The 19,031-nt window shown below is 33.9% G+C and carries 14 protein-coding genes; 3 read left to right on the top strand and 11 right to left on the bottom strand.

What is annotated here, in order from left to right:
* The first annotated feature begins 33 nt into the window (after window positions 1-33).
* Genes Q0893_RS04535 through gldD form a run of 3 tightly spaced genes read left to right on the top strand, consistent with a single transcriptional unit; the run spans window position 34 to window position 2,438 of the window.
* Window positions 34-486: a single-stranded DNA-binding protein gene (locus Q0893_RS04535; RefSeq protein WP_298900769.1), complete on the top strand. Its 453-nt coding sequence runs from the start codon at window positions 34-36 to the stop codon at window positions 484-486.
* A 24-nt stretch (window positions 487-510) separates the two neighbouring features.
* Window positions 511-1,842, top strand: coding sequence for a gliding motility-associated protein GldE (locus Q0893_RS04530; RefSeq protein ID WP_298900770.1), 1,332 nt, complete (start codon window positions 511-513; stop codon window positions 1,840-1,842).
* A 14-nt stretch (window positions 1,843-1,856) separates the two neighbouring features.
* Window positions 1,857-2,438, top strand: a complete 582-nt coding sequence (gldD, locus tag Q0893_RS04525) for a gliding motility lipoprotein GldD (RefSeq protein WP_298900771.1) — start codon at window positions 1,857-1,859, stop codon at window positions 2,436-2,438.
* A gap of 72 nt (window positions 2,439-2,510) precedes the next feature.
* On the opposite strand, the gene Q0893_RS04520 is transcribed toward gldD, so the two are convergent.
* The 11 genes from Q0893_RS04520 to uvrC all read right to left on the bottom strand — a co-directional run bounded on the left by Q0893_RS04520 (window position 2,511) and on the right by uvrC (window position 18,914).
* Window positions 2,511-4,202, bottom strand: coding sequence for a choice-of-anchor J domain-containing protein (locus Q0893_RS04520; protein ID WP_299272784.1), 1,692 nt, complete (start codon window positions 4,200-4,202; stop codon window positions 2,511-2,513).
* Between the two features lie 11 nt (window positions 4,203-4,213).
* Complete coding sequence (locus Q0893_RS04515; protein ID WP_298900773.1) at window positions 4,214-6,787, bottom strand: carboxypeptidase-like regulatory domain-containing protein; 2,574 nt, start codon at window positions 6,785-6,787, stop codon at window positions 4,214-4,216.
* A 161-nt stretch (window positions 6,788-6,948) separates the two neighbouring features.
* Entirely contained in the window at window positions 6,949-8,595 is a 1,647-nt protein-coding gene (pgi, locus tag Q0893_RS04510; protein ID WP_299272781.1) for a glucose-6-phosphate isomerase, read from the bottom strand.
* Entirely contained in the window at window positions 8,595-9,884 is a 1,290-nt protein-coding gene (locus Q0893_RS04505; RefSeq protein ID WP_299272779.1) for a peptidoglycan DD-metalloendopeptidase family protein, read from the bottom strand. Before Q0893_RS04505 ends, pgi begins: the two co-directional genes overlap by 1 nt.
* Before the next feature lie 12 nt (window positions 9,885-9,896).
* Window positions 9,897-10,829 carry a tryptophan 2,3-dioxygenase family protein gene (locus Q0893_RS04500; RefSeq protein WP_298900776.1) on the bottom strand — a complete coding sequence of 311 codons (933 nt, stop codon included), beginning with the start codon at window positions 10,827-10,829 and terminating at the stop codon, window positions 9,897-9,899.
* A 5-nt stretch (window positions 10,830-10,834) separates the two neighbouring features.
* Window positions 10,835-11,614, bottom strand: coding sequence for a DUF3108 domain-containing protein (locus Q0893_RS04495; RefSeq protein WP_298901515.1), 780 nt, complete (start codon window positions 11,612-11,614; stop codon window positions 10,835-10,837).
* Between the two features lie 180 nt (window positions 11,615-11,794).
* A complete protein-coding gene (gene hppD, locus Q0893_RS04490) occupies window positions 11,795-12,955 on the bottom strand; it encodes a 4-hydroxyphenylpyruvate dioxygenase (protein ID WP_298900777.1) in 1,161 nt (386 codons plus the stop codon).
* 64 nt (window positions 12,956-13,019) lie between these two features.
* A complete protein-coding gene (locus Q0893_RS04485) occupies window positions 13,020-13,526 on the bottom strand; it encodes a CCC motif membrane protein (RefSeq protein WP_298900778.1) in 507 nt (168 codons plus the stop codon).
* Window positions 13,527-13,536: 10 nt separating this feature from the next.
* A complete protein-coding gene (locus tag Q0893_RS04480; RefSeq protein ID WP_299272776.1) occupies window positions 13,537-14,697 on the bottom strand; it encodes a homogentisate 1,2-dioxygenase in 1,161 nt (386 codons plus the stop codon).
* 189 nt (window positions 14,698-14,886) lie between these two features.
* Window positions 14,887-17,124 (bottom strand): patatin-like phospholipase family protein, encoded by a 2,238-nt coding sequence (locus Q0893_RS04475; protein ID WP_366915872.1) that lies wholly within the window; start codon window positions 17,122-17,124, stop codon window positions 14,887-14,889.
* Complete coding sequence (uvrC, locus tag Q0893_RS04470) at window positions 17,121-18,914, bottom strand: excinuclease ABC subunit UvrC (protein WP_298900781.1); 1,794 nt, start codon at window positions 18,912-18,914, stop codon at window positions 17,121-17,123. Before uvrC ends, Q0893_RS04475 begins: the two co-directional genes overlap by 4 nt.
* Window positions 18,915-19,031: the final 117 nt, after the last annotated feature.

Genomic DNA, 19,031 nt, shown 5'->3' with positions numbered 1-19,031 from the left:
TGCTTAATTTTGTAGTCTTAAACAACAATAATTATGTCAGGAACATTAAATAAAGTGATGCTAATTGGGCATTTAGGAGATGAAGTAAAGATGCATTATTTTGATGGTGGTAATTGTGTAGGGCGTTTTCCATTAGCTACTAATGAAACTTATACTAATAAGCAAACCAACGAGCGCGTTACTAATACAGAATGGCACAATATTGTAGTACGCAATAAAGCCGCCGAAATTTGTGAAAAGTACTTATCTAAAGGTGATAAAGTATATATTGAAGGACGACTTAAAACCAGAAAGTGGCAAGACGACAAAGGAGCAGATCGTTACTCAACAGAAATACAATGTACAGATTTTACCTTCTTGTCTACTAAAAATGAAAATCAAGGTGGTACTCCGCCAGCGGCCAATCCACAGCCTGCGGCTGAGCAAACACCTAGCAATTCAGTATCTAAACCCATAACAGAAGATAATGATGATCTTCCGTTTTAAATAACCTAAACTAAATTATTTACTTTGGATCCCGAACCCGCGAGTTTAATAGTCTTAATGCTTAATGTAAACGTTTCTTTAATTTCTGGGCTCGTATTACTTTTTATTTTATTGCTTTGCTCTGCTTTAATTTCTGGTGCGGAAGTCGCTCTTTTTTCATTATCAAAGTCAGATATCGATTCGGGTTTAGAAGACAACGCTAAACATTTCAGTATCGTTTCTAAACTATTAGACCGTCCAAAAAAACTATTAGCAACCATCTTAGTAGCCAATAACTTCATTAACATTGGCATCGTTTTACTATTTGATTCCTTAAGCGATATTCTATTTAAAGGCGTTGATGCTTCTATTAGTTTTTATTTTTTTAAAGTTGATCTTGTTTTCTTCCTAAATGTAGTAATCATTACATTTTTAATTTTACTATTTGGTGAAATTGTTCCAAAGATTTATGCCAGTAGAAATCGCATGAAGTTTTCAAAATTCATGGCCTTACCGCTTAAAGTTTTAGATGTTATTTTTTCACCTATTAGTTTACCTATGCGTAATGTAACATTGGGTATTCATAAGAAATTAGGAAAGCAAAAATCAAACCTTAGTGTTGATCAATTGTCTCAGGCTCTAGAACTAACTTCTGATGGAGACACAACAGATGAAGAACAAAAGATTTTAGAAGGCATTGTTTCCTTCGGAAATACAGATACGAAGCAAGTCATGCGACCTAGAATGGATATTTTTGCGCTCAACGAAGATTTAACCTATGACGAAATCATTCCAGAGGTTATCAAAAATGGGTATTCTCGAATTCCTGTTTATAAGGATAGTATAGATAATGTCATTGGAATCTTATACATTAAAGACTTACTGCCATTTATAGATCGAAAAGAATTTGATTGGACTACACTCTTGCGTGATCCATTTTTCGTTCCTGAAAACAAAAAACTGGACGATTTAATGGTAGAATTCCAAGAAAAAAAGGTTCATTTAGCTGTTGTAGTTGATGAATATGGCGGAACATCTGGTGTGGTATCCTTAGAAGACGTAATTGAAGAGATTGTTGGTGATATTAGTGATGAGTTTGACGATGATGACGTGATATATACTAAAATTGATGACCGCAACTACTCCTTTGAAGGCAAGACTACCTTGAAAGACTTTTATAGAATTCTGAAATTGGATGATACATCAGAATTTGAAGACCATAAAGGTGAAGCCGAAACTGTTGCAGGGTTTGTTTTGGAAATTTCTGGCATATTCCCTAGACGTCAAAGTAAAATAAATTTCAAAAATTACGTTTTTACTATTGAAGCTATCGACAAAAAGCGAATCAAACAAATCAAATTTACTATATTGGACTAAATTGCCTCCTCTCTATGACTATTAAAAAATTTGTTATCCCATTAATTGCTATTGCTTGTTTTTCCTGCGGAAATGATCCGTTGCCAAAACCAAAGGCTATGCTAAGATTGGACTATAAAAAACCTGTATATACAAAAGTAGATGTACGTTTACCATTCACTTTTGAAAAAAATAGTAATGCCGATAAAATTTCGAACATTAAACTTGATGGCATTAACAATTCTATTGGTGTGAATATAAATTATCCTGCCATGAAAGGCACCATTTACCTTACTTATAAGCAAGTTAATACCACCAACTTAGATTCATTACTTCGCGATGCACAGACGTTAACACAGAAACATACAATTAAAGCCGATGAAATAGAAAGTGTTCTTTATGAAAACCCCGAACAAAATGTATATGGAATGTTTTACGAAGTTGGAGGTAATGCAGCATCACAATCACAATTTTATGTTACCGATAGTACCAAACATTTTTTAAGCGGCTCTTTATACTTTCATGCCATACCTAATTACGATTCGATTTATCCAGCAGCAGTATATTTAAAAAATGATATAAAGCGCATCATGGAGTCTGTAGAATGGAAAGAATAAATTCTATTTAAAACATAAAAAAATGCCTATCAGTTTTGATAGGCATTTTTATTTTTATGAATATTACTAAAATTAGTTATTAATAACCCATTCACCGCTACTCTTAATCATCGAGAAATCTTCGGTTGAATTTCCAGGTGCCCAAGTTGCTATTGTAACAATATATTTTTGTCCATCTGCTGCAGAAGGATTCAAATTATCTAGTACAATATTTAATGCAGTAACTATCATCTCATCTGTCCAGTTAGTACTTCCTCCAGCTCTATTAAAGTTACCAAAGTTATCTAAGTTATCAGCCGCTGCTTCAAAACCTTCAACAGCTATTAACTCTGACGCTACTAATGTATAATCACTACCAGTTAAGGTATATCTAATTGTATTATCTGGAACCCAAATACCATTTTCTAAACCAAATTGTAGAGAAGATATACTAGGTGACCAGTTTCCGCCACTAAATGTGTATAAGTTTCCTTTAGTTACAGTACCTACACCACTACCACCAAAGAATCTATAGATTATAAATAGTTCGTCTCCTTCTTGAGCAAACGGGTAGTTAATACTTAAGAACTGTGGTAAATAGTTTTCTGGTAAAACAGAACCACTAAAGTTATTAAATGCACCTGGCTGACCAGAACCTTCACCCATTGAATCATAATCAGCACTACTTAAATAGTACACGCCATCTACCTCATCCCATTCACCTTCAGAATATTTGTAATATGCAGATAATGACTCGGTATCGCCAGAAAAACCGATAGTTCTAATAGCAAAATCTTGAACTCTCCAACGTGGTGAATCAGAATCTGTAGAGCTATACTTTAAAGCTACGTGAACAGTTTGTCCATCATAAGCAGTAAAATCTAAATCAGCAGATGTCGTCATACTTCCAAACATTGTTTTATCAAAAGCAACAGCAGTCCATGTTGCAGTCGTAGGATCTCCACCAGTTGTATAGTCCATAGATACTAAGACATCAAATAAGGTTTCATCTCCTAAAAAGTCAATCTCTTGAGTAATTTGAAATGATAAACCTGTACTACCAGATAAGTCATATTCAGGAGAAATTAGCCATTCTTCAGTGGCATTAGCACCACCTGAAAAACCAGACCCTTCAGCATAAGCAGCTTCATCTCTCCAGCCTAAATTATCATCATCACCTTCTAATCCGTCATCTAATACTTCTACAAGTTCAAAATTACCAAAATCAAGTGGAAATGATGCTTCGTAAACGCTAGCCAAACCAACTTCAGGCTCTGCTGTAAATCTATTATAACCTAATCTCACTACTTGTCCTTCTGTTGGACTGGCGAATTGATCGGCTAGTACATTTTCTAATGTATTTCCAGCATTCTCACTAGGCAAAAATGCATTACTATTACTTGTTGGATAATCACTAGATCCCAAACTATATACATCTGCATTAGTGAACGCACTTACATCTTCTGGGTTACCATCTATTAAGTTAAAGCTAACAGTAACTGATGAACCGTCTCCCCAAAAAGGGTATCTATCTGCTAAAAACGGAGGTAAGATAACTTTAGCGTCCTCTATGTCGCTAAATGCTTCAAACGTTTCGTAAAAATCAGGATCTTCATCGTCTCCTTGATCAACTAGAGCTGCATAATCATCTGATGTTAATGTAAATTCATCAACACCAATTATTGGGTCGCCCAGATTGGCAAGATCATCATTAATATCTTCTACAGGATTACATCCTGTGAAAATTGCGCCTATAAAGGCTAATACATAAACTATTCTTTTCATTGTTCTATTTTTTAAAATTTAAGTTTTGCTCCAACACTAAATGTTCTTCCAAAACCATAATAAACTAAAGCTGTTTCAGCATTTGAATCTGCACCATCTAAGGCATCAGCGATATATTCTGTATTAAATACATTATTCATTCTAGCTGTTAACGATGCGTCGAAATCTCCAAACGAGAAACCATGAGTAATAGCAGCATCAAATACGCCATACGATGGTACTTCCCATGGATCTGGAGCACCTTGTGTTCCTCTATCACTTGGATCAAAATCTGCATACAAACGATCGAAATAGTTGTAATCTACAGATAATCTTGTCTTTACTCCAAATCTATAGTTAACACCTAATGCCATAGTTGTTTGAGCAGCATCACCTACAGGTGTATCTTCAATAAACAAGTTTACTGTATCTACTACTTCCTGCTCTTCATTTAAAATATTAACTCCAGTAACATCTTCTTCCCATCTCCAATCTCCAAGAGATGCCATACCTGTAATGTCTAATTTATCTGTTGCTTTATATACAAAATCAATTTCAATACCTTGGTGAATTGCATTTACACCTAAAATGTTAGCAAACCCTGTTTCATCTTCATTTAACTGAAAAGACAATGTTTCCGTTCTATCTCTCCAAGCAGTTCTATATAAGTTAACATTAGCAGAAAAACGTTCGCCTCTGAAACCATAGCCGATTTCATAACTTGTTATTTTTTGATTTTCGGCATTTTCATTAATCTCATCATTGTTAAAGTTAGGGAAAACCGCATCAAAATCAGCTGCTTTTTCAAAATACCCTATGTTAACAAATACATTATGGTTCATATCGATTCGATAGTTAGCACCACCTTTCGCTCCAAAACCAAAGAAGTTGAAACGATCTGTTTCCTGAAGAGGATCGCTATTTAAATAGTTAAAGTAATCTTTTCTCTTATAAGATGTGTTCGACGCGTTTAATGATATGAATGTGTTGAAGTTTTCGTTTACATCATATTCTAACTGAGCAAATGCTCCTAACCACCCAACGATTCCGTCATTATTATAAGCCACTTTATCACCTACTCTTGCGATACCTGTTGGGTTATTAACGTTATCCTCATTAATTATGAATTGACCACCTAATAAATCTGTAACTTCTCTAAAGTGTTTTCCTGTATAGCTTCTCCAGTCTAATCCAGCCAAAAGCACTAAGTCATCTGATAAATCCGATTTCAATGTAGATAGGATCCCGTACCAATTGTGGTCGTTACGTGATGCTCTTAAAGCAGCACTAGAACCATTTGCTCCATTTGCAATATTTTCATCAACTATGCGGTCGAAATCTAAAGGACCAAGTACACCTATACGGTAATCTGGACTTGTGAATTTAAATCTTCCATCACCTTCAAATCCTGGTGTTTCGGCATCACTTCCTAGAGTTCCACCTCCACCTCCAGTACCAAAGGACGCATAGGCTGCTGTTGAGATACTTGTTTTATCATTGAGATCCCAATAGTGATTTAAAGAGATCTGAGGTTTGTGATAAAAGTTATCTTCAATAGATGTTAACTGACCATTTTTATAACCCCAATCTGAGTTATACTTGATACCATCTTCACTCAATCTATATGTATCAATTAAATGTCTGTTTTGTCTTTGACCATGACGTTGTTTTGCGCCAAAAGCGGTAAAAGATAATTTGTGTTGATCATTAAGTTCTTTAGATACGTTTACAAAATATGAAACAGCATTAAAAGGTGTTCCTCTTACATAACCATCACCATCAGTCTTAGCGGCTGAAACTGTAACAGCGAAACCATTTTCCATTAAACCTGTAGAATACGTTACTCCAAATTTTCGGTACCCATCATTAGCAAGTGTTGTCATAATGTTTCCACCAGCTTCAGCATCTGTCGTTTTAGTCAAGATATTGATTGTTCCTCCTACAGATGGCACGGCAACTCTTGCTGCTCCAAGACCTCTTTGCACTTGCATTGAACTAGTAACATCTCCTAATCCAGCCCAGTTACTCCAGAATACACGACCATTTTCCATGTCGTTTACTGGAACACCATTAATCATTACGGCAACATTCTCAGAATTAAATCCACGTAAATTAATACGACCATCACCAAAACCACCACCTGCTTTAGTAGCATAAACACCAGGTGTAGATTTTAATACTTCAGGAAATTCTTGTGTTCCTAATTTTAATTGAATATCTGCAGCTCTTACCGTTGATACAGCAACAGGTGTTTTTCTGTCTACTGCTACAGATGCAATAATTTGAACTTCTTGTAAGCCTACTTCGCTCGAAACAAGAGTAATCGTCCCAAGATCCATATCTCCTGAAAAAGTAATTGTTTGCGAGTTATAACCCACAAAAGTAATTACTATTTCTCCAGACGACGCTTGAGTTTTAAGGGTGAAATTTCCATCAAAATCGGTGTTGGTACCATTTGATGTTCCCTTTTCAATGATATTTGCTCCAGGTAATGGTTCGTTCATATCAGAACCAACTAATTTACCTGTAATTGTGCTTTGTGAAAAAGCAATTGTAGTGCACAATAAGACTACAAATACCAATAAACATTTTGAAATTTTTTTCATTGTTTAAAATTATTTAGAGTTTTAATTTTGCGGCAAAAGTACACCTGATAAAGGGATACTATATTACCAAAATGTTAAGATTTGTTAACCTTTAAAAATACTTAAAATTTTCTTAAAATTTGAAATTGACCTATTGTTAAAGCAATAAGTATTTAACAACCTCATCTTAGGTTTTGGTAGTGTTTAATGAGGTTTTGGGTAGATTCGTCATGATTGTTAATAACATTTTCATTTTGAAGTTCGTCTAAAATTGTATTTGCAAGCTGTTTTCCAAGCTCAACACCAAACTGATCATAACTAAAAATATTCCAAACAATTCCCTGAACAAATATTTTATGTTCATACATGGCAATCAATTTCCCAAGACTTTGTGGCGTTAATTTCTCAATTAAAATCGTGGTTGTTGGCTTATTTCCTTCAAAAACTTTAAAAGGTTTTAATGCCTCTATTTTCTCTTTGGAAAGTCCTAAATCTTGTAATTCTTTAGTTACAGTACCCTCAGATTTACCATTCATTAACGCCTCTGTTTGGGCAAAGAAATTAGACATTAATTTGTCATGATGATCTTGGTTTCCATGTAGTGGTTTTGCGAAACCAATAAATTCGGCAGGAATTAATTTTGTGCCTTGATGAATTAACTGAAAAAATGCGTGTTGAGAATTGGTTCCAGGTTCTCCCCAAATTATGGTTCCGGTTTGATAATTAATAGTATTGCCATTGCGATCAACGCTTTTACCATTACTTTCCATAATACCTTGCTGAAGATAGGTAGCAAATTGATTTAAATACTGAGAATATGGTATTACTGCTTCGCTTTCAGCATTAAAAAAGTTATTATACCAAACACTTAAAAGCGCCGTAATTACTGGGATATTCTTTTCGAAATCTTCAGTCTTAAAATGTATGTCCATGTTATGAGCTCCTAAAAGCAACTCATCAAAATACTTAAACCCAACGGCCAAACTAATAGAAAGTCCAACAGCACTCCATAGTGAAAAGCGTCCACCAACCCAGTTCCACATAGGGAAAATATTGTTTTCATCAATACCAAAAGCTTTTACTTTTTCAATATTTGTGGAAACAGCTACAAAATGTTTTGATACAGCATCTTGAGGGGCTTGCTCTAAAAACCACTTTCTAATGGTGTTGGCATTAGACAACGTTTCTTGAGTTGTAAATGTTTTAGAGACAATAACGAATAATGTTGTTTCTGGATCTAAATTTTTTATAACCTCATTGACATGATCACCATCAACATTACTGACAAAATGTGTTTTGAGGTGATTTTTGTAAAAGCTCAATGAATCTACAACCATAGCAGGTCCAAGGTCTGAACCTCCAATTCCAATATTGACTATATCTGTAAAAGGTTTATTAGTATAACTTCTAAGTTCACCATTAATAACGCGATTAGAAAAATCTTTTATTTTGTTTTTGACCTGAAATATCTCAGGCATTACATTAGTTCCATTTACTACAACCTCATCATTTTCAGATGCTCTTAACGCAGTATGCAACACTTCCCTGCCTTCAGTTTGATTAATAACATCTCCTCCAAAATACTTATCTATGGCATCCTTTAAACCTACTTCCTCTGCCAGTTCTAATAATAGCTCTACTGTTTCTTTTGAAATCCGTTGTTTAGAATAATCTACATAAAAGTCTTCCCAAGACACAGTCATATTACTGGCTCTGCCAAGATCGTCTGCAAACAATGTTCTTAAATGCGTATGCTCTATGGTTTTAAAATGCGCTAGTAATTTACTCCAGGCTTTGGTGGTGGTTGGGTTGACTGTTTGTAATGCCATTATTGTATTTTGGACGTTAATACATCTTCTTCTGTTGGTAAATGTATTTTGTTATCTTCAAATTGAATATTATCAAGTTGAGATTTTAAAGGTTTAATAAACTCTGTATAGTTTGATTTAAGTAAATCTGGAATAGATTCGGCTGCTGGTAATTTTTCTCTAAATGGATCAACTTGTTTACCATTTTTCCAAAAACGATAACACACATGTGGTCCTCCTGTATTTCCTGTCATTCCTACCCATCCAATCACATCTCCTTGTTTTACAAAATCACCCTTTTTTACATTTTGAGCTTTCATATGCAAGTATTGAGTGCTATAAGTCCCATTGTGTTTTATTTTCACAAATTTCCCATTCCCACCTCGTCTTGTAGATTCTGTAACAGTTCCATTGGCTGTTGCTAAGATTGGCGTTCCAATTGGTGCTGCAAAATCTGTTCCTCTGTGAGGCCTTAGTTTATAGCCATAATATTTGATACGACGATTAAGATTATAACGCGAAGAAATTCGACTGAACTGAACAGGTGCTTTTAAAAATGTACGTCTTAAACTCTTTGTATTTTCATCAAAGTAATCTGAAATTTGTTTGGTGCTATCTACCTGAAAATTGAAAGCGTAAAACGGCTCACTTTTATGCTCAAAATAGGCCGCATCTATGCTTTCTATACCTGCATAAATTGTATCCTCAATGAAGCGTTGATTATAAATAATTTTAAATCGATCTCCTTTTTGTAGTCTAAAAAAATCTATGGTCCAAGCATAAATATCACTCATATCATTAATTAATTGATAAGGTAATCCTTGAGCTTCCATAGTTTCAGACAAGTTATTCATCACTACTCCTGAGGCTTCCTTCTGAACAATAGTAATTGGTTTTTTCTCTTTATATGCAACCACAGAATCAACCATTTTGATAACCACATAGTCTATACTGTTAGGTTGATAAATAAAGTATTCTGGAGTTTGAAGTGTGTCTTTCGTGCAAAAAAGTGTATACGGCTTACCAATTTTTAATTTTCCAATATCGAATGAATCTTTGATTTTTTCTGCAATATTGAAGATTCTTGGGTAACCAATGTGGTTACGTTCCAATATTTCCCCAAAACTATCCCCTTTTTTTATCGTATCCCTCTTAACGATATAATCTTCAAGTATAAAACCAAATTCTTTTAGAGGTTCTGGCTCAACATAGGTTTGTAATTGTTCTAAATTTGGTTCTTTCTCCTCGTCCTTACATGAAAAAAAACCAATACAAATAAAAAGTGCTATTAATAATTGTTTTGGTTGCATTAAGCTAATTTGTTATATGTTTTCTCCCCAATTTTCTAATTCTTGTTCGCTCCAAAGTTCAGGAAAAAATATTCGTTTTTGGTATTTTGGATGCATGTATTTTTTCCAGTCGCTTCCTCCTGTTGCTTCACCATCTCCTGTTCCACTTTCAATATAATGTCTTGCAGCGTTATAATGCGCCATAACCCATGTGATATTAACGGTGTAATCGAAATGTCTCATGGCTTTTACTAAATCTTCGTCTTGCTGATCTTCTTTAGGAAGTTCTTTAAAGCGCGTCCATAAGTTTTTCGTGTTGTAGGTTTGCATGAATCGAATAAAATCTCCTTTATAGCGCTTTTCAAAATTGACTAAAAGCGTTGATTTTTTACCAGTTGCATAATCTTTTCCTGCTGCTTGCCAATATAAATGTTCAAAGGCATGCTCGAAAGGTGTATTACGATCTATTGTTTTTCGAAATCTATAGTCAATAAGATTGATGAGTTCAGTTGAAGCAAACTCAATCATACGATACTGTGCACTTTGAAATCCGCTCGCTGGAGTTAAAGTATATCTAAACTTCATATACTGTTCTATCTCCATACCCTCTCTCATAATATTAAAAGACGTTGTGAGCATATCAAAATAACGGCTAATACGCATAATTTTACTTTCAAAAAATTCGACCGTTAGGCCTTCTTTTTCTGCGACTTGTTGGATTTCCCATAAGATCATTTTAAAAATGAGTTCATTTATTTGATGATATGCAATAAAGACCATTTCATCTGGAAGCGTTGTTCGTTGAATTTGTAAATTGAGTAACGCATCAGTTTGAATATAGTCCCAATATGTAATAGGCTTGCTATAAAGCAAGCCATAAAGGTGATCATCTGTATCTTGATCTATGTTTGTGTACTTCTCTTGAAGTTGTTTTATTATCTCGTCAAAATTTTGAGTGTCATTCATGTTGATTAGTCAAATTGAATAGGAAAATAATGTTTTAACCCTTTATAATCTTCAAGATCTGCCCTTAAAGACCCCACGGCTAAATCTGCTTTGATTTTTAAAGGAATCTTATTTTCATCTGCACTTACCCAAAGCGTTAGACTTTCTTGTTCCTTAAAAACACGTCCAGCCATAACATATGGTCTAAACTTTAGAGTTTTTATTTTTCCAAATTTCGTTTTAATAGTTTCTCGTCCCAAGAACTTGAGCCTAAAGTTATAATTCTCTTCATCAAAGAACATATTTAGTGACACAACTTCTCCTACTTTAATATTATCGGTATCATAGTTATTTCTGAGATAGTAAAATGCCGATACCATATCTTGAACATCCTGTTCAGTCGTAATTTTTTTCTTTGTTTTATGTTTTTTGTTTTCTACTAAGGCTTCTTTCTTGCCTTGATTGAATTTGATTACAATATCTTTAGTATGACCTCCTTCATCTATTTTCCTAATAAATTTATAGGGAACACCTGTTTCTTTATCAAAGTAACTTTCGTATCTATCTTTTACTTTAAAAAACCACTTAATTGCTCCTGTAGTCCATCCTTTTCCAACCACATGATACACGGGTTTTCCATTCAAAGTTGTCTCTTTAAGTGATAATGTGGCATTTCCAGCTTTAAGAAATCCACTATAACTCATTCTAAATTTAAACCATTCGCCATCTTTGAATGCACTTTTCTTTTGGGCAGAAGACGTTTGCAAACAAAATAGAATTCCAATTATAAGTAGTATGTTTTTCATCATATATAGTATTGTAAATGTAACTTTCTGCATCACATTTTATTGTTCATTAAGAAGAATTACAATTACTATTCCAAAAATATAAATTTTATTGAAATCATTATAAACAAAGGTGTTATAGTTCTGTTAGATTTAAAAGAAACGCCATCCAAAAAAGGACAGCGTTTAAAACATTATCATTTATAAGGTTCCTCTTTTGGCTTGTTCTCGCTCAATAGACTCGAACAACGCTTTAAAATTCCCTGCTCCAAAACCTTGTGCTCCCATTCTTTGAATAATTTCAAAGAACAGTGTAGGCCTATCTTCAACTGGTTTTGTGAAAATTTGCAGTAGATACCCTTCTTCATCAGCATCTACAAGAATTGACAATCTTTGCAACTCTTTAATATCTTCTTTCATCATATCCATATGTACTCCTAATCGTTCTGGAATCATATCATAATAAGATTGAGGTGGTGGTGGTAAGAATTCTACACCTCTTGCCTTAAGTTGAGCAACGGTTTTTATAATATCATCGGTTGCTACAGCAATATGTTGTACACCAGAACCTTCATAAAAGTCTAAATATTCCTCAATTTGAGATTTCTTAGCTGCCTTTGCAGGCTCATTTATTGGAAATTTAATGCGCCCATTTCCATTACTCATTACTTTGCTCATTAACGCAGAATACTCGGTGTGGATTTGCTTGTCATCAAACGACAAGAAATTAACAAACCCCATAACATCTTCATACCATTTAACCCATGTGTTCATTTGTCCCCAACCAACATTACCAACCATGTGATCTATATATTTTAATCCAACTGATTCTGGATTATAATCTGACTCCCATTTTTGGAATCCAGGCATGAATGTTCCGTTATAATTTTTTCGTTCTACAAACATATGAACGGTTTCACCATAAGTGTAAATTCCTGCTCTCACAACTTCACCAAACTCATCGGTTTCTACCACAGGCTCCATATAAGATTTGGCACCTCTTTTTGTCGTTTCTTCATAAGATTTTCTTGCGTCATCAACCCAAAGCGCTACTACTTTAACGCCATCACCATGTTTAACAATATGATCATTAATTGGTGATTTACTATTTAAAGGTGTTGTTAACACCAACCTTATCTTATCTTGCTTCAAAACGTAACTAACAGAATCTGTTGATCCTGTCTCTAAACCTTTGTATGCATAAGATTGAAACCCAAAGGCGGTTTTATAAAAATGAGCCGATTGCTTAGCGTTTCCTACGTAAAACTCTACATAATCTGTTCCTAAAAGTGGTAAAAAATCTTTAGCATCTTCAAAGATTTTCTCTAATCCATAATTGACACTTTTTACTTCTTTTGCCATAATATTTATTTTTAATACTTCTCTAGTCGAAGTGACTCAAATATATAATTTGAGTTCATTGTTATTAGTTAATTAAACTATCTTGAGCGGTTTTAGCCGTATTTAGTTTTTCATTTTTTATTTGTATCGAATCTATATTAATCGAGTCGCTTTCTATTTCATAGTAATCATCTTCTTCATAATCATATATTGTATCATTTTCCCATTCATATTCGAAATCGTCTGTATTACGTTGTTTTAATATTTCTTCATAGAAATCTTGCGAAGACAGGGTTCCAAAAAATGTAACAGCTGCAACAAAGAACAGTAAAACCACTGCATTAAACGCAATAGCTATTATGTTTAATATTTTTGCCGTCGCCACGTTACTTCTACTTTGATGATTATAAGCTTCTGGGTCTTGCTCAAATGCTTTCAAACTCTTGTTCGCAATAACTAACCCAATAATACCTAGTGCAAGCGGTACAATCGCAAAAACACCATAGCAACAACAACCAGCAAAACCAATTAAAATAGCTCCAATTCCTAAAATTAATGCAGTTGGATCTGCGGGTAATTTATTATAAGACATATTCTCTTTTTTAGTGTTCTAACCAAGATTTAAAATAATCTTCGTCTGCTATTTTTAAAGCCTCTTCAGTAACTTGTAATGGTTTAAACGTATCTACCATAACAGCCAATTCATCTGTTTTGACCTTTCCTATACTACGTTCTGTAGCTCCTGGATGAGGACCATGAGGAATACCGGCTGGATGTAAGCTAATATGACCTGCATCTATGTCATTTCTACTCATAAAATCACCATCAACATAATACAACACCTCATCACTGTCTATATTGCTATGATTGTAAGGCGCTGGAATAGCATCTGGATGATAATCATATAAACGTGGCACAAAACTACACACAACAAAAGCATCTGTCTCAAAGGTTTGATGCACAGGAGGTGGCTGATGAATGCGACCTGTTATAGGTTCAAAGTCATGAATAGAAAAAGCATATGGATAATTAAAACCGTCATATCCTACCACATCAAAGGGATGAGATCCATAAACCATTTCAAAAATATCATCTTGTTTTTTAACTTTAATTAAAAAATCTCCCGTTTCATTATACGTTTCAAGCTCTTGCGGTTGACGTAAATCACGTTCACAAAAAGGTGAATGCTCTAACAATTGCCCAAACCAATTTCTATAGCGCTTAGGCGTATAAATTGGCCTACGAGATTCTACAATAAACAACCGGTTGTCTTCGGTATCGAAATCCATTTTGTAAATAATTCCTCTTGGTACTACAAGATAATCTCCATACTTAAAATCTAAATTCCCAAGGTGCGTGCGTAGTTTCCCAGTTCCTTTATGCACAAAAATGAGTTCATCAGCATCAGAGTTTTTATAAAAGTACTCTCTAGTAGAATGCTTTGGAGCCGCTAAAATAATTGTACAATCACTATTTGTTAAAACTGCTTTTCTGCTCTCTAAATAATCGTTTTCAGGTTTGACTTGAAACCCTTTAAAACGATATGATTGTATGTGATTTGCTTTTGCAATTTTTGGAGCAACACTGTACTGTTTATTTATTGCTTTTACCTGTGTTGGTCTTTGTTCGTGATAACTGTTAGTGGACATCCCATCAAAGCCAATGGTGCCAAATAATTGTTCGGCATATAAGCTACCATCTTCTTTTCGAAATTGGGTGTGGCGTTTAGGTGGAATTTTTCCTAATTTATGATAAAAAGGCATACGTATTTATATTAAATAGTTGAAATTAAAGGTTTGAGTTTACTAAGTCTCAAACATTTTGACTTGACATAAAGATACAAATATGTGTGCTTATTCAGGATTTCTCTTGATAAGAAAATGAAGATAATTTAATAAATCTTTAAAGAATAGATTTGACATGTTTCAAATATCGTGAAAATTCTTAATATTCTAAAACCAAAAACCAATATTAAAGTACCAAATACTTTTACGTAGCTCTGGAGAATAACTAAATTTAGCTTGGATTGGCCCTAAAAATGTTTCAATTCCGTAGCCCACGCCATAACCTCTAAAATCTGGTAGTGTAAACCATTCTCCCGATTCAAAAATATCATTATCCATATTGGCCCAATTGGCTTCTAGTGTTATGTGATTTTTATTAAACACCTCATAATCTAGACACGCGTATGCTTTTACATAACTATTTCCAGTTAACGAAATAAAGTCATACCCTAAAAACGGAATAAAATTATTAATGAGGTCATTGCCATAACCACCAAGGGCAAAATCTAAGGTCTGCGTAGAATTATCTCCTAGTTTAAAACCGCCACTCGTTTGAAGATTAACACTCATTTTATCTGAAAAGCTAAAAGCATATCCAATTTCGGCCTTAGCAATTGCAAAACGGTCAAATTCTTTATTAAAGTTTGATGCAAAGAGGTATGAATGAAAGTTACCACTAAAAAAAATACCATTTGACGGATAATATTTATTATCATAAGTATCCAATTTCAATGATCCAAAAACACTAAAATAATCTGTATTCTCAAAGACAAACTCATCTGTTTCGGTATCTATTGTTATAGTTTCAGATTTAATATTTAGACGTTTATGTTCGGCACCAATGCTAAGCGCGAAATCTTTTCTAAACAGTGTTTGCAAATAAAACTGATTTGTTTGATCTCGTAATTTAACTTCTAGTTTATTTATTCCTGTAGCCGTTATTTGAGCGTCATCTAGCAATAATTCGGCATTAATACTTTTTTTAAATTGATTATATCTTGACTTTATACCTATACTCCAGTAAAATCCTTTATCAATAAGATACTCAAAATTATACCGCACATTATCACCCAAAATGACATCAAGTGAAGCCATATCATTGTCAAAAAGCAAACGTTTCTTTGTGAAATTAACCAAAGCTGCACTTTTATATAAATCGTCAAAATGTATACCCAATTTTAAAAACGTAGATACTCTACTCTCTTCAAGTTTAGCATTAAGATCATAGCCTTCTTTATTTGGTGATTTTTTAAAATCATACTGAAAGGCATCAAAATTATTTGTAGCCACAAGGTTATTTACGCCTCTATCAAAATCTGAATAGCTTACCTTCTCATTTCCTTTTATCTTTAATTTTCCGAGTATATAAGAGCGTGTATATTGACTATTTCCACTCAAATAGATATCATTAATGCGAATACTATCCTTGTTAACTACACGAACTTGTTTTGTTTTATCTTCCGAACTCATTTTTGGTAATGTAGACAGTGCTTCTAATTGTGCTAAAGCAGCTACCTCTCCATTTTCAATAATTTTCTTTCCTTCACTAAATGAGACTACCGAAAAACCTTTAATATCGGGTTTGATATAAATATCTGTCTTTTTAGATTTCAACTTCATATCATTAATTGTTCTAAAATTATTGATTTGAAGAAGTACATCTGGAGCCGAGGTCATCTCCTCTCGTGTGGCCAATCCATCTTGAACGTCGACACCTATTATGATATCCATTCCTTTTGCCCTAAGTTCATCTATTGGATAATTGTTTACAACCCCTCCATCAATAAGTAATCGACCATCAATATTTACGGGTTGAAACAATGACGGAAATGCTCCACTCGCTGTAACATTAAGTGGCAAATTTCCTGAATCGAGCATAACTGGCTCTCCAGTTTCCACATTTGTAGCAATACAAAAAAATGGGATTGGTAAATTATCAAAATCGTCAATTTCACTAACATGAAGTGTTAGCTTAGATAACAAATTAAAAACATTTTGCCCTCTCGACAAGGCCGATGGCAACTTTAATTTAAACTTGTTAAAAGGGAGTGCTATGGCATATTTTTCGGTATTATTTCGTTCATAAAAATTCTTTGCCGATCGTGGTAAATTATCATTGATAACTTTATCAAAATCTAGACTTCCAAAAATAGAATCTAGTTGCTTTCCCGAATAACCAGCACAGTACAGCGACCCTACTATTGCTCCCATACTTGTTCCAGCAACATAATCTACTTTTATACCCAAACTATCAATCACTTTAAGCGCTCCAATATGAGCGAACCCTTTGGCTCCACCTCCACTTAACACTAAACCAATCTTTGGTTTATCTGTTTCATTGTGAGTTTGTGCTTTCATTGAAAACGCTAAACCTAATACGAATATGATAACAAGTATGTTTTTCACTTTTTACTGTAATAATCTATAATTTTTTGAGCTCTAGATACACCAACAACTTTTTCTAAATCTTCTTTTTTTGCTTCGGAAATGCGCTTTACCGACTTAAATTTCTTCATTAATGCTACAACCGTTTGCTCTCCTATTCCAGGAATAGTTTCGAGCTCTGTTGTAAGCGCACTCTTACTTCGACGATTTCGGTGATGTTCAATACCAAATCGATGTGCTTCGTTTCTTAATTGTTGAATAATTTTAAGCGTTTCGCTTTTTTTATCTAAATATAACGGAATTGGGTCATCTGGATAAAATAATTCTTCCAAACGTTTTGCAATTCCGATGATGGCAATTTTATCTCTTAATTTTAAGGCATCTAAACTTTTTAAAGCCGAAGATAGTTGCCCTTTTCCTCCATCAATAATGATAAGTTGAGGTAAGGATTGTTTCTCATCCAGTAAACGCTTATAGCGTCTAAACACAACTTCTTCCATCGATGCGAAATCATCTGGACCTTCAACTGTTTTGATATTAAAATGTCTATAGTCTTTTTTACTTGGTTTCCCATCTCTAAATACTACACAGGCAGCAACAGGGTGGGTTCCTTGTATATTTGAATTATCAAAGCATTCAATATGTCTAGGCTCTTCAGATAAACGCAAATCAGATTTCATTTGGCCCATAATACGATTAGCATGACGATCTGGGTCTATAATCTTTACTTGCTTAAAACGTTCCATGCGATAATACTTGGCATTTCTAAGCGATAAATCTAAAATGTGTTTCTTATCTCCCAATTTAGGGACAGTCACTTTAATCTCATCTCCCAAATCAACTTTAAATGGCACATAAATCTCTTTAGATTTAGAGTTAAATCGCTGTCGTATTTCAGTAATCGATAACTCCAACAGTTCTTTGTCTGTTTCGTCTAATTTCTTTTTTATTTCTAAGGTATGTGACCTAATTATGCTGCCATAAGATAATTGCAAAAAGTTAATGTAAGCATAGCTTTCATCACTCATTATACTAAACACATCAACATTACTAATTTTAGGATTTACAATGGTTGACTTAGCTTGGTAATTCTCTAAAACCTCAATCTTTTCTTTAATGCGTTGAGCATCTTCAAACTGCATATCTTGAGCCAACCGTTTCATTTGGGACTTAAATTGAGACAGCGAATCTTTAAAATTTCCTTTTAAAATCTCTCGTATGGCCACAATACTATTATTGTAGTCTTCTTCAGTTTGTAAGTTTTCACATGGTCCTTTACAATTTCCTAAGTGATATTCTAAACAGACTTTATATTTACCAGCTTCAATTTTTTCTTTAGAAAGATTAAAATTGCACGTTCGTAATGGATATAGTCCTTTAATTAAATCGAGTAAGGTATGAACCGTTTTCATGCTTGTATAAGGTCCAAAATACTCCGAACCATCTTTATACACGCGACGCGTTGAAAACACTCTTGGGAAACGTTCTTTTTTAATACAAATCCATGGATATGATTTGTCATCTTTAAGCAATACATTATAACGCGGTTTGTATTTCTTAATAAGATTATTTTCTAATAATAAAGCATCTGTTTCTGTTTCAACAACAATATGTTTTACGCTAGCTATTTTCTTTACTAAAACTCTCGTTTTTCCATTATCGTGAGTTTTTGTGAAGTACGAACTCACACGTTTCTTGATGTTTTTAGCTTTTCCTACATAAATCAAATTATCATCGGCATCAAAATATTGATAGACACCAGGTTGGTGAGGCAAGGTTTTTAATTGTATCTCTAATGTAGGCTTTTGCATTACTCAAAGGTAAATGAAAAGCTCCTACTGTAAAAATTAAATACTAACCTATTTTAGTATATTGCAACATAGTAAATTGAGTTTGATTGATGCGAAAAGTCAAACACTATAAACACC

The organism is uncultured Psychroserpens sp., from assembly GCF_947494225.1.
In the GTDB taxonomy this organism is placed as follows: domain Bacteria; phylum Bacteroidota; class Bacteroidia; order Flavobacteriales; family Flavobacteriaceae; genus Psychroserpens.
This window is presented reverse-complemented; position numbering and strand designations above follow the sequence as displayed.